Here is a 15,375-nt window from a genome sequence, read left to right as displayed (position 1 = left end):
ATTGTGGTTTGCTTAGCGCAGTACGATGCCATCGTCACTAGCCTTAGCGTTTACTCATGAAATACTGATTTCTTCCACGAGATTTGGCTTCATAGAGCGCCATATCGGTACGTTTGAAAAAATCAGCGGGTGAGCAACACGGGGTGGGGATAATGGTGCAGCCTCCGGCACTGATAGTGACAATATTGGGGGCGCTGTCAGCACCATTGACGCGGGGAAGTTTGAGTTTTTGGATGGCGAGAAGCACTCGTTTTGCTGCATACTTAGCGGCCAAATGGTCTTGGCCAGGAAGCAGTAATACAAATTCTTCCCCGCCATAGCGAGCGAATAATGCCCCCGCACGCCGCTCAATGGCTGCTAAGGTGCTAGCAATCGCCTTCAGACATTGATCACCAGCTGCATGACCATATGTATCGTTATAATTTTTAAAATGATCAACATCAATGATCAGCAGTGATAGTGGTAGCTGATGGCGTTCTGCTCGGCGCCATTCTTCGGCAAAACATTCATCAAAAACACGTCGATTAGCAATTTCTGTGAGAGGGTCTAGTCGGGAGATCTTTTCAAGTTTTTGATTAACTTGCTGTAATTCACCGGTGCGTGCCGCTACACGCTCTTCAAGTTCAGTATTGAGCTGAATGAGTTTCTCTTCCGCCTGCCGGCGAACAAAATGCTGCGACACAATAAAACCAAATTGTTTGAGTACTTGCTGGTGGTAATCATACATAGGAATGCCACTGAGCAGGTTGTCACAGGCTATCCAGCCAATAGGGGTATCATCATCCCAGAGTGAGAGATATGCGCTCCAACCAAACCCGACTTGTTTGAGGTCATGGATGAGTGGCGTATTTTTATTAACGACTAAGTATTCTTTATTTTTTAGAGTGTGGCTGGCAAACCACATATCCGGAATATCAGACTCAAAGTAATGCTCATCGACAGTCGCACCATGAATATCCGTGCCATAAGTTCCTTGCATACGCCCATTTTCTGTAAAAAGAAAAATCGCAAGCCGATCAATACATAAGGTTTTTTTCGCTTCATCGACAGCCGTGAAAAGTAGGTTATCAATGGAACTGGCCCGCCAGAGTTTAAAAGAGATATCGTGTAGTGCCTGAAGCTGTAAGTGCAGGCTATGCTGTTCATTGAGCGTGATTTGTAACTCACGTTCAGCAGTGCGTCGACCCGCATGTTCATCTTGAATGCTGGCATTAACTAGAGAGGCATCCAGTTCAGAGGCCAGTAATGTTGCTAATGGGATAAAATCGTTACTGGTTAGTGAGGCATTGGACGCAAGAGGTGGAAGGTCTATCACCAAACAGCCTATCGTGGTTGATCGTCGCTCAAGAGGGAGCAGTAAGCGGCGTATGGCATCTTGTTCAATGATAGTGGGCGTACGTAAGCGAATGGCTTTGGTAATTTGGTAAAATGGAATGTCTGATGAATCAGGGATCTCGATAGGCGGAAATTGATATTCAATACCGTCATTGTTCATTTCAAACAGCATCTTCCAATGCGCTTTATAAGCGACAACAAGCACAACTTTTTCCGCAGAAAAGCTTAAATAAAGGTTACGACACGTCAGCTCGCAAGTTGTCCGCAAGCCGTGTGCCTTTCCCCATTGTGATAATACACGCTCGTAAAAGCAGGTAAGATGTGCAGATTGCGCCAAGGCATATAATCCATTAGTAGTTCTGGTTTGCAGCTATTGTTACGGATTTCGTATGAGAAATTGACTATAAATACCGCAAAGTTGTACTTTCCCTGCAAGCAATTTGTAAAATTGCGAGCGAATACGCAACTTGAGTGAGGTTGTTTGAATCGATTTCCCTAATTTGTCTGAATATTCAGAAAGCTAACTCATTACATCGATCTCACCAAGGTAGGTATTGGCCTTGATAATCAATGAATTGGCCAGAGTCACTGGGGGTAATATTATCCAGTACTTGCTTTAACCCCATCGCTGAAGTCTGCGTATCGATGAGCGCATGTGGCCCTCCCATTTCAGTGTGTACCCAGCCCGGGTGAAGGGCCACAGAGATAATGCCTTCATCTAATAAGTTATTGGATAAGCATTTGACTATCGAGTTGAGTGCTGCCTTTGATGAGCGATAAATATAACCACCACCGCTGGTATTTTCTGCCATGCTGCCTACTTTAGATGAGAGACAGGCGATAACGCCGGGTATGCCTTGTTTGAGTTGGGGATAAAATGCCTCGACTATTTTTAGTGGTGCTATGGTGTTGATTTCAAAAACTTTACGCCATTCATCGACATTGGTGTGGCCAAATCCATAACCTTTAGGGCCGTAGTAGCCCGCATTGTTGATAAGTAAATTCAGTTTGAGTTGTGACAGTGATTGACTGAGGCGGCTAATTGATGCGTGGTCGGTCACATCCAATTCCAGCAAGGTTAAGTGGGGAAATAGACCTTGAAGGTGAGTGAGTGCATTGGCTTTAGTGATGTCACGGCAGCTGGCATAGACGTGCCAGCCATCTTGGAGATAGTTGAGAGTAAGAGCGAGTCCGATGCCTCTATTCGCACCTGTGATCAATACATTTTTTATCATGGTATACCCCCTGTAATGGCTTGCACTTGCCTTAAAGATAGCGGAGGTATCGAAACTAAGACAGCCAGTGATCGCCGAGAGTACTAGATTTTAAGCGTTAATATTCATATTGAAATCAGGATGATTATGCGTCTGTCATTATATTTGTTGGGGATTATTGGATCGATATCACTGCTGTTGGGATGTGCAGAAACACGTCATGATCGGCTTGCCGAGCTTGGTTTTACCCGCCATTATCTTGATGGGTATCAAGATGGCTGTAGTAGCAGAAAGCAAGAGGCGAGCACGTACCTCGATGGTTTTCGGCGAGACCCGGAGCGGGTAGTCAGCAATAGTCGTTATGCCAGTGGTTGGCAAGATGGGTATGAACAGTGTTATGCCGATAACCAACAGTATTATTAGCGAAACGAACGTTGATTCAATAAAAAGAGGCAGCCCGTTCAGATGGCTGCCTCTTTTGTATTTGGTGATTGCACTTAACGTTACATGCTAAGTCGGCTAATCCGTCTGATTAAAGCGTTTCATCTCGTGCATTGCTTGCATCAAGGTTGATAGCTTGGGTTTCACCGAATGCTGGCGTTTATAGTTCTGGTCAAAGACGCGATAATTACCATATTTATCTACAACAATGGTCGATTTTGGCTGGATCATCACGATATCGTCTTCGTTCCCCGCAAGGATCCAGCGGCGCTTAGCCACCTGATTAAATAGGCTGGTTCCGCTGCTGTAGGCCGATGTTGGTGTTGTTGAGCTCAGCAGTGACTCCATCAAGGTTGGTACGACATCAAGGTGGCTAGTCAGTCGATCCGTTGTCGATGCAATGCTGTCTGGCCAATGGATGATCATCGGTACCTTGAGTTGGTATTGGCTGTAGTTACTGTTTGAGCCCCAGCTGTTTGTCCCTGTCTCGTTGAACTCTGTGCCATGATTAGCGGTAATGATGACGATAGTATTGTCCATCATTTTCTTTTTCACCAGCTCATCGAAAATGGTGATCAGTTGCTCATCAATGTGGTAAGCCGCATTGCGGTAACTGTTCTTCATTAACACATGGGTGTTTTGCCCGATCACATTGGTTGAACCCAGTGAGGGCTTAAACTTCGGTTGATAGTCGCCACCTTCTTCAAAACTCTCCAGAGAGGTAAGCTCGAGATAGCTAAACCACGGCGCAGAAGCATCTTGGGTGTTTAACCATGTTTCCCAGCCAGCGAGGGCGCTTGCATCACTGTGGGGCTTGTTGGTCTCCGGCGGAAGCAGATCATGGAATATTGCCTCGCTGTAAATCGGCTCATCGTTAAGATCATGACCACTGAATAAACCGAATTGGTAGCCCCGCTTTTCTAAAGTGTTAATGAGTAATGGCCGGGTACCTGCAGAGCGGACACTATTAATGTAGCTTGTGGGTAAGCCATAAAATAGGCCAAATACGCCAGCCGTATTATCATTGCTGCTACTGTAATGATTGCTAAAGTCGACGTTTTGTCGGGCAAAAGCAGACAAATATGGCATCGTTTCAGGATCGACCATATCACTGCGCAGCCCATCGACCATGATGATCAATAGATTCTGACCTGTGCCGGGATCATTGAAGACCATTTTTTCTAACGGATAATGGATCGCTTCACTGGAATCAATACCTTGAGCATTAAGACGCTCGGTATATTCTTGACGGTCAAGCAGGCCATGTTTTTCCATGAAAGATTTCGCCGTCATGGGGTATGACAACGGGAAATTAGAGCGCTGAGCTGTAATTGGACGATACAGGGTGGCGTCAGCCCAAATGTACATAAGGTGGCTGCCGATAAAGCAGGCACCAAACACCATGGCAATAGGAACGCCGACATGTTTACGGGTCAGTTTTCGGAGTTTGCGCCATAGCCACTCCGACAACAATAGTTGCAGTAGGAAAATGACTGGGACGGTGACAAACAGGTATTGCCAGCGGGCATTCAGCTCGGTTCTTTCACCACTCAGTAGTAAGTCCCAGACTAGAGGACTAAGGTGTAAATCAAGCGATTCATAGGCGTGAGTATCCAACAGCAGTGCTGTTAACCCGATAGTGCCGACCAAAACCCCAAACAATCGCATCAAACGCTGAGATGGGATCAGGAAGCTTGCAGGAAAGAGGATCAGAATGTAGAAGCCAAAGACGAGAAAGCCAAAGTGTCCTACCCAGCTCAAGGCGAGGTAAAGCTGACCTAGGAATGAATCCGGCCATTCAGAAAAGATAATATATCGCGTACCCAATAACATGGCTGCGATGATATTAAAGAAGCTGAACCAATGCCCCCAGCTAATTAGCTGGGAGACTCTTTCTTTGTAGTTGTTACCGCTGGAGACCATAAATGTCAGTGTTTCCCAGTCTTATATTGCTGTGACGCAAGCAAACAAGATTAATCTTCTTTGATTGAGGATTGCAGGGCCTGTGAGAATTTCTCTGCAATAGCTTTCCTTTGCGATGCAGGCATGTCAGCATTGATAATATTAGTGGCAATATTGCCGACAACCATCAGGGCTAGTTCTGCGGAAGCATCATGCTTCTCTAGTACATCGAACACGTCATCGATGATTTGTTCAATTTTTTTATTGGTGTATTTTGAAGTAATTGGCATAGGAAGTCTTGTTTAATCTTGTTTAATGTTAAAGAAAGCGACTTATAATAACCTACACTTTAGATTTACTGAAATTTTTCCATTATGAGTCTCACCCTATCAAACGTCATTCTGCATCAATTGGTCAAGAATGGTAACGATGAACTTGAAGTTCATCTTCGAAAACAAACACTTGAAAACAATGCTGCGGCGGAGGATTTTGTTGCAGAATTGCACCGAATTTACAGCAGTAAAGGCACAAAAGGCTTTGGGCATTTTGCCGAGGACAGTGAATTTAGCCACTGGTTGAAGCAAGTTCGTCGCAAAGAACTCGATTTTTTGACATTTTCTAACCAATCTGCCCAACGTCTACAGAGTGAACTGGCAAAATACCCATTTGCAGATGTCGGTACACTGGTGATCGCAGAATACCAGTCGTTAGCGACGGATTATCTGTTTATTGGCCTACTGCCAACCTGTCATAGCATGAAAGTCACAGAGCAGTTGGATATCAGTGCGACTGATTATCTTGATGTGGCCAAAATGGACATTGTGGCTCGAATTGATTTGTCATCATGGGAAACCGATGCTGAGTCAAACCGTTACTTGACCTATATCAAAGGGCGTGTTGGCCGTAAAATTGCGGATTTCTTCCTGGATTTTCTTCAGGCAGAAGTCGGCTTAGATGTGAAAGTGCAAAATCAGGTGCTAATGCAGGCCGTTGAAGATTTCTGTGCTGACTCACGGTTAGATAAAGAAGAAAAGCAGCAATATCGTAAGCAGGTTTATGATTACTGCAATGGTCAGCTGCAGTCTGGCGATGAAGTGACGATCAAAGAGCTGGCAGCTGAGTTGCCAGAGTCGAATGATGGCACAGATTTTTACCAGTTTACCTCGCAGCAAGGTTATGAGCTGGAAGAGAGTTTCCCTGCTGATCGCACCGCAATGCGTAAGTTAACCAAGTTTGTTGGTTCTGGCGGTGGCGTGACCATTAATTTTGACAGTACGTTACTGGGTGAACGCATTTTTTATGATGCAGAGACAGATACCCTGACCCTGAAGGGGATCCCACCAAACTTAAAAGATCAGTTGCTGCGCCGTTTAAACAGCGATAACTAAGTTCGCTCCTGCCTTGCACGGGTGATACATCATTTTGTTTCACCCGTCACTCTATTCATCCTTCGATTTGCCGCTTTTTCTTATTATTGTCTACAGTAAAATGTATGGTTTCCCATGCATTTGTTTCATGGCTTTCAAATGAGTATTTTAGCTGATTTTACCGTTACTCATTGAGTGCGTAAGTGGGGCTTCGTGTTTGCGCTCACAATGGATGAGAGGAGTTACGATGAAGGAACGATCTTATCTGAGAATAACATCTTACCCGTCACGCTTTGCTGGATTTTCGATACTCAGCTTGTTCATTGTTATGATGGCGATATCTGGTTTGTATTTCGGCATTTCTACCTCTAGTCCGTTAGGGTACGTGATTATTTGCGCCTCTGTGTTTGCGCTAATCAGTGTGCTCGGCGTTGCGGCTAAGCAACGTTATGGCGACCTATCAGAGAGTCAAAATTCACTTACAGTAAGTAATGAGTGCCAACCTGCTCATACTCAGAAGGGGGCTGCTGATATTTTGGATGATATCAATACATCTGACGGGCCAGATCAAGGTATATTTAATGCGGCGTATTTGCTCGATAGTATGGATGGCGATCATGAATCAGTGATTATGATTCTGGACGTTTTTCTCGATGAACATATCGAGGATGGTAAAAAATTCAGACAAGCGTTGATCGAGGAAGATCGTGATAAGGCTCAAATGATAGTACATAGCCTAAAAGGGGTGTCAGCTAGCTTAGGCGTGGAATCATTAAAAGATATTGCTGAGCAGCTTGAGAACGATATCCGAGATGGGGTTGAGCAATTACAACCATTATGCCGACAATTAGATGATAATTTAGAAAAACTTAAGGTCGCAGTGAGTGCGTATTTGCAACAACACCGTAGTGAAATAGATCAAGTCGTTAATGATAGTACGGTTGTTGATGACCATGTTGAATACGATATAACGGTAAATGATGTGGTCATCGAGGAGTATGATGCCGCCGAGCCTGCTGTATGGATACAGCGAGAGAAAAACAGGCCGATGATGGAGAGTATTACGGACGAACAATGGATCGATATCGATGCCTTGGTACATTCTCAGAACGGCGATCATGATGCAGTCAAAATACTGTTAGATATGTTCGTTGAAGATAATGCAGATGACGGTACAACGTTTGTAAAATTAGTCAATCAATCAGGTCAAGAGACTCAAGCTATATTGTTGCTGCATGGGCTAAGAGGTGTGGCGGCAAGTATCAACGCAAACCCATTATGCGCGAAATCGGGTGAGATTGAATTACGGTTGAAGCGGCATGAATCGGTTGCTAATAATGACTGTGATTCTCTCATCCATATCATGGATATGACGGTGAAGTATGCCAAAAATCATAGAATAGAGGTTGTTGAGAAAGCGTAATAACAAAATTATCATTAATCTAACCAATTGATTGTTATGTGTTAAATTTAAACCATTGTATGTTCGTTAGGCTAAATTGATCTAGATCAGAGGAATACACCACTGACGGTGGATAATACCGTCATTATGATCGAACAAATAAATAGTCCAGCTTCTCAGCAGCGTGAACTGGATACTGCTAAAGCGATGATTCGTCTTTACTGTAAAACGCTGCATCGCGGTTCAGTGATATGTCCGGAATGCGAAGGCTTGAGTGACTATGTTGAATCGCGCATGACAACCTGTCGATTGGGCAATGAGAAGCCAAATTGCTTACAGTGCCAAAGCCACTGTTATCAATCTGCAAAGCGCTTACATCTTACTCATATTATGCGTTGGACAGCGCCTAAGTTTAGCTGGCGTAGCCCATTGCAAGTACTGAAATTCAAATTGGATTGCTTGCGGCGAGGTGAAAGCGTCGACACTTCTAGGGCATCTCAGCTATAAATAAAAATGGTAGCAATTTTTGCGTTAATATTCGGGCTGTATCGTACAGCCCGTTTGTATCTGCCAATTATTTAAAATCGATAGAGTAGGTTATAACCCCAGAGATACCAGCCAAGCAGTTATACGCTCATCAGTCAGTTCAGGTTGACGATCTTCATCCAGTGCTAGTCCAACAAACTTATCACCGCGTAAACTCCGTGAGTCATTGAAGGTATAACTCTCTGTTGACCATTCACCGATCAGTTCGCCACCGGCCTGCACCACAAGCTCTGCCAGATCGCCCATCGCATCAAGGTAGCTATCAGGGTAGTCAATTTGATCGCCCAGGCCAAACAGCGCCACTTTCTTACCGCTCAGATCCGCCTCTTCCAGTTCGGGCACGAAGTAGTCCCAGTCCGGTTGCATTTCACCATAGTTAGCGGTTGGTGTGCCTAAGATCAGAAAATCATATTCGTCAAAAATATCATGGCTGTTGCCTGCTATATCCTGCGCGGCTAATCCAAGACGTGTCGCGATTTTCTCAGCAACCTGTTCGGTGTTACCTGTATCACTGCCGAAAAAAATACCAATGTTAGCCATGTTGAGCTCCAATAAAAATGAGTCATCCAGCCACACCGTACGCTGTGGCTAGGTTGATGATTAAATTCTAATGATTTGAATTGTCTGTTTTGCTTACGGCTGATCAGCTGCAGGCGTCCAAAGCGCAAGCTGTTCGAGTAAGCGGTGTTTGTTAGTTACCTGCTGACGCAGTTTCTCAATGTTCTGCTGATAGCGTTGTGGGTCACGGCGCTGGATTTGGGTAAAGCGCGCTTCCTGGCTGACAAACTCTTCCACATCTTTCTTTGGTAACTTTGAATCCATCTGTAATGCCGCTCGGCTTTTAGCTGTCCGGCGTGGATCAAAGCGGAATAGCGGCCAGAGGCCTGTATCGACCAGCAGTTGCTGATGCTCAACACCATGGGCCATATCAAAGCCATGGGTGATACACGGTGAATAGGCGATGACCAGTGATGGACCCGGATAAGCTTCTGCTTCCTGAAGTGCTTTAATGGTCTGATTCACGTTGGCACCTAAGGCGATTTTGGCGACGTAAACATTGCCATGCATCATCATATTGAGTGCGAGATCTTTGCCATTGCTGATCTTGCCTTGGGTTGCAAACTTCGCCACGGCACCAGTTGGCGTGGCTTTGGATTGCTGCCCGCCAGTATTGGAATAGCCTTGGGTGTCCATTACCAGAACATTGACGTTATCACCGCCAGCCAGAACGTGATCCAAGCCACCAAAACCGATGTCATAGGCCCAGCCATCACCGCCTACAATCCAGTTGCTTTTCGCGACAAGATCGTCGGCTTTAAGATCAAGCTGGCGGTGCGAGTAAGGTAATTCTGCACGCAGACGCGCAATGTTGCCTCGTTGACGCACGACCGCTGTTTCGCTGCTGTCGAAGGCGTCTTGCTTGATCTGATCGAGTAATTCATGTGATACAAAGTCAGAGGCCGTTTCTAACTGTGCCAGAGCATTATTGCGCTTGCTGTCCAGCGCCAGACGCATACCCAGCCCAAATTCGGCATTATCTTCAAACAGTGAGTTTGCCCATGCTGGCCCCCGGCCGTTTTTATCAACGGTATATGGCGTGGTCGGTAAGTTACCGCCATAGATGGATGAGCAGCCTGTCGCATTAGCAATCAGCAGGCGATCACCAAACAGCTGAGTAAGCAGTTTGACATATGATGTCTCCCCACAGCCAGAACATGCGCCTGAGTACTCAAATAAGGGTTGCAGCAACTGGCTGGTACGGGCATCAATGCGTTTGATATCAATACGCTCAGCTTCCGGCAGCGCCAGGAAGTAGTCATAGTTTTCCTGTTGCTGCGCAAGTTGCGGCTGCTTCGGTGCCATGTTGATTGCTTTACGGCTAGGGTCATTTTTATCACTGGCTGGGCAGGCTGTTGTACAGAGATTACAACCCGTACAGTCCATGGGTGACACTTGCAGGGTATAAGCCTTACCTTTGAAGTCGCGTTGCTTGTAGTCGGTATGCTTAAAGCCGTCAGGTGCATTTTCTAGCTGTGTCGGCTCGACGGCTTTCGCTCGAATCGCCGCGTGTGGGCAGACTAAGGTACAGATATTACATTGGGTACACAGATCATCTTCCCATACTGGGATTTCCTGAGCGATATTGCGCTTTTCCCACTGGGTGGTAGCGGTTGGCCAGCAGCCATCGACAGGGAAAGCACTGACTGGCAGTTGATCCCCTTTATCTGCCATCATCATCGCGCTGACGCGTTTTACCAGTTCAGGTGCATTCCCACTCACCACTGGAGGGCGGCGGAAAATACTGGTGGTCTTGGCCGGGATGATGACGGCCTCTAAGTGAGCGACTGTGGCGTCAACGGCGGCATGGTTTGCTTCCACAATGGCAGGGCCACGTTTGCTATAGCTTTTCTCAATTGCCTGCTTGAGTTTACCGATGGCCTCTTCCAGTGGCATCAGATCGCTAAGGGCAAAAAATCCCGTTTGCATAATGGTGTTAATGCGGTTTTTCAGGCCAAGTTGACGAGCAAGAGCGACAGCATCAATCACATATAATGTTAACTGTTTGTCGATGATAACCTGCTGAACTTCCTGAGGCAGGTGATCCCAAACGGCATTGGCGGCATGCGGGCTATTGAGCAGTAAGGTTGCCTGTGGAGCCGCTTTCTCAAACATTTCCAGCTTGTTGATAAACTGGAATTGATGACAGGCAATAAATTCAGCCTGCTGGATCAGGTAAGGGGCTTCAATCGCTTGAGGATCTATGCGTAAGTGGGAGGTCGTGATCCCGCCTGACTTTTTCGAGTCATAGACAAAATAACCTTGTGCATGTAGAGGAGTATTTTCCCCCAGCACTTTGATTGTATTTTTGTTGGCACTGACCGTACCGTCGGCGCCTAGGCCATAGAACAGGGCACGCAGACGAGTGCGTGGCTCTGTCTCAATATGAGCCGCTTGTGGCAGTGACAGATGGGTAATGTCGTCATTGATGCCAACGGTGAATGAGTGCTGGAGTGAACCCGATGCTATCGCCTGAAAGATGCCGACAGCATCAGAGGGGGTAAACTCTTTGGATGATAAGCCGTAGCGACCGCCATAAACGGCGGGTAGCTGCGTCAGGCGTTGGTCACTGAGCGCTTGCTGCAGGCTAGCGATAATATCTAGATACAGCGGCTCACCAATTGAACCTGGCTCTTTGGTGCGATCTAACACCGCAATCGTGGTAACGCTTGTTGGCATTACGGCGATTAAATGATCCAGTGAGAATGGGCGGTATAGATTAACGGTTATTACGCCAACTTTGTGGCCCAGCTTGAGCTGGTGATCAACGGCCTGCTGAACTGTCGATGAGGCGGATCCCATGACCACAATAATATCAGTGGCTTCAGGGTGGCCATAGTAGTCAAACGGCTTATATTCGCGACCCGTCAGTGCGGAAAATTGGGCCATTTTCTCAGCCACAATCCCCGGGCAGGCTTGATAATAGAGATTGGCTGCCTCTCGCGCCTGGAAAAATGTATCTGGGTTTTGTGCCGTACCGCGAATGCTAGGTGCATCCGGTGTTAAGCCTCGCTGGTGGAATGCATCAACCTGATCTTGGTTGATCATTGCGGTTAGCGTTTCGTCGTTGATCAAGGCTATTTTGTTGATTTCGTGTGAGGTTCTAAAACCATCAAAGAAATGGACAAAGGGAATTCGGCTCTCTAGTGTTGCCGCCTGACTGATCAGGGCAAAGTCATGCGCTTGTTGTACGCTGCCCGCTGCGAGCATGGCAAAACCGGTTTGGCGGACGGCCATGACGTCTGAATGATCACCAAAGATAGACAGCGCATGGGTAGCAATAGTACGGGCGGCAACATGCATCACAAACGGGGTCAGCTCACCCGCAATCTTGTACATGTTAGGGATTTTAAGTAACAACCCTTGCGAGGAGGTGAAGGTGGTTGCCATCGCTCCGGCCATCAGAGCACCGTGTACCGCACCCGCCGCGCCGCCTTCTGATTGCATTTCAATCACGCGAGGCACTTGGCCCCAGTGGTTGGTTTTCCCTTGCGATTCCCAGACTTCACAAGATTCAGACATCGGAGATGACGGGGTGATAGGGTAAATACCAATGACTTCATTACAGCGATACGCAATGGCGGCAGCGGCTTCGTTACCGTCTATCGTCGCATAGGTAGTGGGCGATAACGGTGTTAATGGGAACGTTGATTGGGAATGGATAGGCATAGCGAACTCCAGCGAACGGGCACTGTAATGGCAACGAGGAAACTTTCCTCTGATAAGCAGTTGTTTTTTCGAAAGGGAGAGTCGATCTCGGGCGATCAGCACAGGACCGACTCAAGGGGTGGGGAGGTTACACCTCAACCACCGTTAGCTGAGGTTGCGGGTTCAGCATGTTTTCCAGATCTACTTTCGCATCGCCTGTTAGCTGCAGGTTAAATTGCTGCTGTAGGAAGGCAAAGATAGCCTCGTTAACGAATTCTGGTGGGTTAGGGCCCAAGTAGATGTTCTTAATGCCCAAATTAAAGAGCGCCAGCAGGATTAACACCGCTTTTTGCTCCATCCAAGAGAGAACAATATTCACAGGTAAATCATTAACCGGTACGCCCATCGCATCACTCAAAGCCAAGGCGATCATTACCGCACCGTAGCTGTCGTTACACTGACCAAGGTCGAGGTAACGTGGGATTTCAGTACCAGGTACTGTTCCGAAGTCGTGGTCGTTAAAACGGAACTTTCCACATGATGAGGTCAGAATGATGCAATCATCAGGGATAGATAGCGCTAGTTCACGGAAGTAATCATTTGGTTTACCCGGTTTGTCACAACCAGCAACCACGAAGAACTGCTTAATTTTTCCTGCATTTACCGCGTCTAGGATCTGTGGTGCTAAGCCAAGAATCGTCTTGTAGTTGTGGCCAGTCATCAGGGTCTCTTCACTGTCGAAGCCCTCGATATCCGGCAGACTTAGCGTGTGCTCAATAATTGGCGCAAAATCATCTTCTAACTGGCGACAGTTATCGATACCGACAATACCGTAGCTATAAAGACGATCAGCGTAATCAGCGCGGCCTGTTGGTGGCACAATACAGTTAGTCGTCACAATGATGGTACCGTTCCATTTCTGGAATAGTTGTTTTTGGTCGAACCAAGCTTTACCTACATTACCCTTTAGATGGCTATATTTACGTAGCTCTGGGTAGCCGTGAGCGGGTAACATTTCAGAGTGGGTATAGATATTGATGCCCTTGCCTTCAGTGGCAATCAGCAAACGTTCAAGCAGCTCAAGATCGTGACCTGTTACGAGGATACCCTTACCTTCCGCTTGGTTTTGCGGTACGCAGACAGGAGTAGGGATCCCGAGGCGGTTATGGTGGGCTTCACCAAGGCGTGACATCATCTCACTACCCGCGCCACCAATTTTCATTAGCTGGGCAATATGTTGGTCGAAGCTGAAGTTCACATTGGTTAAAGTGAAATACAGTGTTTCAGCAATGACATCATCAACAGATTTGGTATCGGCACCAAGGTCGTTGGCGTGAGTACGGTATGCTGACAGGCCTTTCAGGCCAAAAATCATAATATCCTGAAGGCGAGATAGGTTTTCATCTTTACCGCATGTACCTTGAGTTTTACCGGTACTGCCACAACCACCCGTTTGTGCCATTGAGCACTGGTGGCAGAACATTGCTAGGTTCGACATGATTGCATTCCTTAAAGGTGTATTTGTTTTGCAACTTATAGGGCGAGAATACGAGGATGATCTGTATCCGTCATTGATCAAGATCATTTATCGACAAATAACATGTATATTAAATGTCATTTTTAAGTCCGCTGGTGGATTTCTATGCGTTGATAGGCGTCGCGGTTAATATATTAAAATGCACCTGAAAGCATATGATTATTACGTATATCACCAGTTGGGCAGGCGAGGTATCGTTGAGAGACGAAAACAGGGGAAATGAAGTCGGGGGCTTGCTATTAAAAAAGGACGCGAGGCGTCCTTTAACGGGGGAATGTTGGTGTTAACTAATCGTGCTTAGCCAGCGATCTTAGTCAGGATTTTCTTCAGTAGCTGAATACGCGGCTCGATGCTATCTAGCTCTAGGTATTCGTCAGCACTGTGGAAGCCTGCACCTATAGGACCAAGGCCATCCAGTGTCGGGATACCCAGCACGGCTGTCAGGTTAGCGTCTGAACCGCCACCTACAGACTGCCAAGTAATGTCGATACCCACTTCTTTACCCGTTTCTTCAACCATCGCCATCAGTACTTCGGTTTTTTCTGATGGTACCATTGATGGTTTATGCGCTTCACGGTCAACGGTGATCGTAACGCCTTCAACGAATGGGGTTTCAGTCAGTGCGCGGATAGTGGCATCAGCCGCTGCGTACTCATCGTTATCCCAGAAACGGACATCAATGACGGCTTCTGCGTGATCCGGAACGATGTTCGCGCCAGCACCGCCTTTCACAACACCTACATTTAGAGTGGTGCCTGTCTCGAAGTTAGTCAGGGCATTAACGGCTAGAATCCAGTTTGCCATTTCAGTGATTGCACTGCGGCCATTTTGCGGTTCATTACCCGCGTGAGCCGCTTTACCAGCAAACGTCAGACGGTAGCGAGCCATCCCTTTACGGGCTTTAACCAATGAGCCATCGGCACGAGCCGCTTCTGCAACCAGTACGTTTTTCGCGTTTACCGCTACGCTCTTAAGCCATGTTTCAGAATGCAGAGAGCCGATCTCTTCGTCTGGGTTCATACATACGCAGATAGACAGTTTATCGAGGGTTTCTTTGTCCATTTCACGCAGTACGTAAACGACGTTCAGCAGGCCAGATTTCATGTCTGAAACGCCTGGACCATACGCGCGTTTTTCATCAAAGGTCATCGGACGTGCAGCAACAGTACCAATTGGGAAAACGGTATCCATGTGGCCAATTAGCATCACATCAATTGTCTCAGCATCTGGCTTATTACGGACTTCAAGACCGGTGCCTGCAATACCGCAGTCAATACGCTTAACGTTCCAACCTAAGTCGAGGTACTTCTCTTCCATTTGGTTAGCAATCACTTCGATACCTTCTTTAGTTAGGGTACCGCAGTCCACATCGATCAGTGGGCGTAGTTCTTCCAAGTAATCTGGTAGTGAGAAACTCATAGTAGC

12 protein-coding genes are annotated in these 15,375 nt (G+C 46.8%); 4 read left to right on the top strand and 8 right to left on the bottom strand.

The window, feature by feature from the left end; all coding sequences use genetic code 11:
* Positions 1-43 precede the first annotated feature (43 nt).
* Complete coding sequence (locus L4D12_RS01615; RefSeq protein ID WP_428446063.1) at positions 44-1,540, bottom strand: sensor domain-containing diguanylate cyclase; 1,497 nt, start codon at positions 1,538-1,540, stop codon at positions 44-46.
* 334 nt (positions 1,541-1,874) lie between these two features.
* On the bottom strand, positions 1,875-2,570 hold the full coding sequence (locus tag L4D12_RS01610) for an SDR family oxidoreductase (protein WP_428446062.1): 696 nt from the start codon (positions 2,568-2,570) through the stop codon (positions 1,875-1,877).
* 126 nt (positions 2,571-2,696) lie between these two features.
* Here L4D12_RS01610 and L4D12_RS01605 point away from each other — a divergent pair, with 126 nt between their 5' ends.
* Positions 2,697-2,972 carry a hypothetical protein gene (locus L4D12_RS01605; RefSeq protein WP_428446061.1) on the top strand — a complete coding sequence of 92 codons (276 nt, stop codon included), beginning with the start codon at positions 2,697-2,699 and terminating at the stop codon, positions 2,970-2,972.
* 96 nt (positions 2,973-3,068) lie between these two features.
* Here L4D12_RS01605 and L4D12_RS01600 read toward each other — a convergent pair whose 3' ends face one another.
* Both L4D12_RS01600 and L4D12_RS01595 read right to left on the bottom strand, forming a co-directional pair.
* Entirely contained in the window at positions 3,069-4,913 is a 1,845-nt protein-coding gene (locus L4D12_RS01600; protein WP_428446060.1) for a DUF3413 domain-containing protein, read from the bottom strand.
* Between the two features lie 50 nt (positions 4,914-4,963).
* Complete coding sequence (locus L4D12_RS01595) at positions 4,964-5,182, bottom strand: YejL family protein (RefSeq protein WP_428446059.1); 219 nt, start codon at positions 5,180-5,182, stop codon at positions 4,964-4,966.
* 84 nt (positions 5,183-5,266) lie between these two features.
* On the opposite strand from L4D12_RS01595, the gene yejK reads away from it, so the two are divergent.
* From yejK to L4D12_RS01580, 3 genes are all read left to right on the top strand, one after another.
* Positions 5,267-6,280, top strand: coding sequence for a nucleoid-associated protein YejK (yejK, locus tag L4D12_RS01590; protein WP_428446058.1), 1,014 nt, complete (start codon positions 5,267-5,269; stop codon positions 6,278-6,280).
* A 226-nt stretch (positions 6,281-6,506) separates the two neighbouring features.
* Positions 6,507-7,682 (top strand): Hpt domain-containing protein, encoded by a 1,176-nt coding sequence (locus L4D12_RS01585; RefSeq protein ID WP_428446057.1) that lies wholly within the window; start codon positions 6,507-6,509, stop codon positions 7,680-7,682.
* Positions 7,683-7,808: 126 nt separating this feature from the next.
* Positions 7,809-8,168 carry a nitrous oxide-stimulated promoter family protein gene (locus L4D12_RS01580; RefSeq protein WP_428446056.1) on the top strand — a complete coding sequence of 120 codons (360 nt, stop codon included), beginning with the start codon at positions 7,809-7,811 and terminating at the stop codon, positions 8,166-8,168.
* Between the two features lie 90 nt (positions 8,169-8,258).
* Here L4D12_RS01580 and fldA read toward each other — a convergent pair whose 3' ends face one another.
* From fldA to L4D12_RS01560, 4 genes are all read right to left on the bottom strand, one after another.
* Entirely contained in the window at positions 8,259-8,747 is a 489-nt protein-coding gene (gene fldA, locus L4D12_RS01575) for a flavodoxin FldA (RefSeq protein ID WP_428446055.1), read from the bottom strand.
* Positions 8,748-8,840: 93 nt separating this feature from the next.
* Entirely contained in the window at positions 8,841-12,434 is a 3,594-nt protein-coding gene (nifJ, locus tag L4D12_RS01570; protein ID WP_428446054.1) for a pyruvate:ferredoxin (flavodoxin) oxidoreductase, read from the bottom strand.
* A 127-nt stretch (positions 12,435-12,561) separates the two neighbouring features.
* Positions 12,562-13,911 (bottom strand): hydroxylamine reductase, encoded by a 1,350-nt coding sequence (hcp, locus tag L4D12_RS01565; protein ID WP_428446053.1) that lies wholly within the window; start codon positions 13,909-13,911, stop codon positions 12,562-12,564.
* A 336-nt stretch (positions 13,912-14,247) separates the two neighbouring features.
* Entirely contained in the window at positions 14,248-15,369 is a 1,122-nt protein-coding gene (locus L4D12_RS01560) for a M20 family metallopeptidase (protein WP_428446052.1), read from the bottom strand.
* Between the last annotated feature and the right edge of the window lie 6 nt (positions 15,370-15,375).

This window comes from Photobacterium nomapromontoriensis, from assembly GCF_050336815.1.
GTDB classification, from domain to species: Bacteria; Pseudomonadota; Gammaproteobacteria; order Enterobacterales; family Vibrionaceae; genus Photobacterium; species Photobacterium nomapromontoriensis.
The sequence above is the reverse complement of the archived record's forward strand: the minus strand, read 5'-3'. Positions and strand labels throughout refer to the sequence as shown.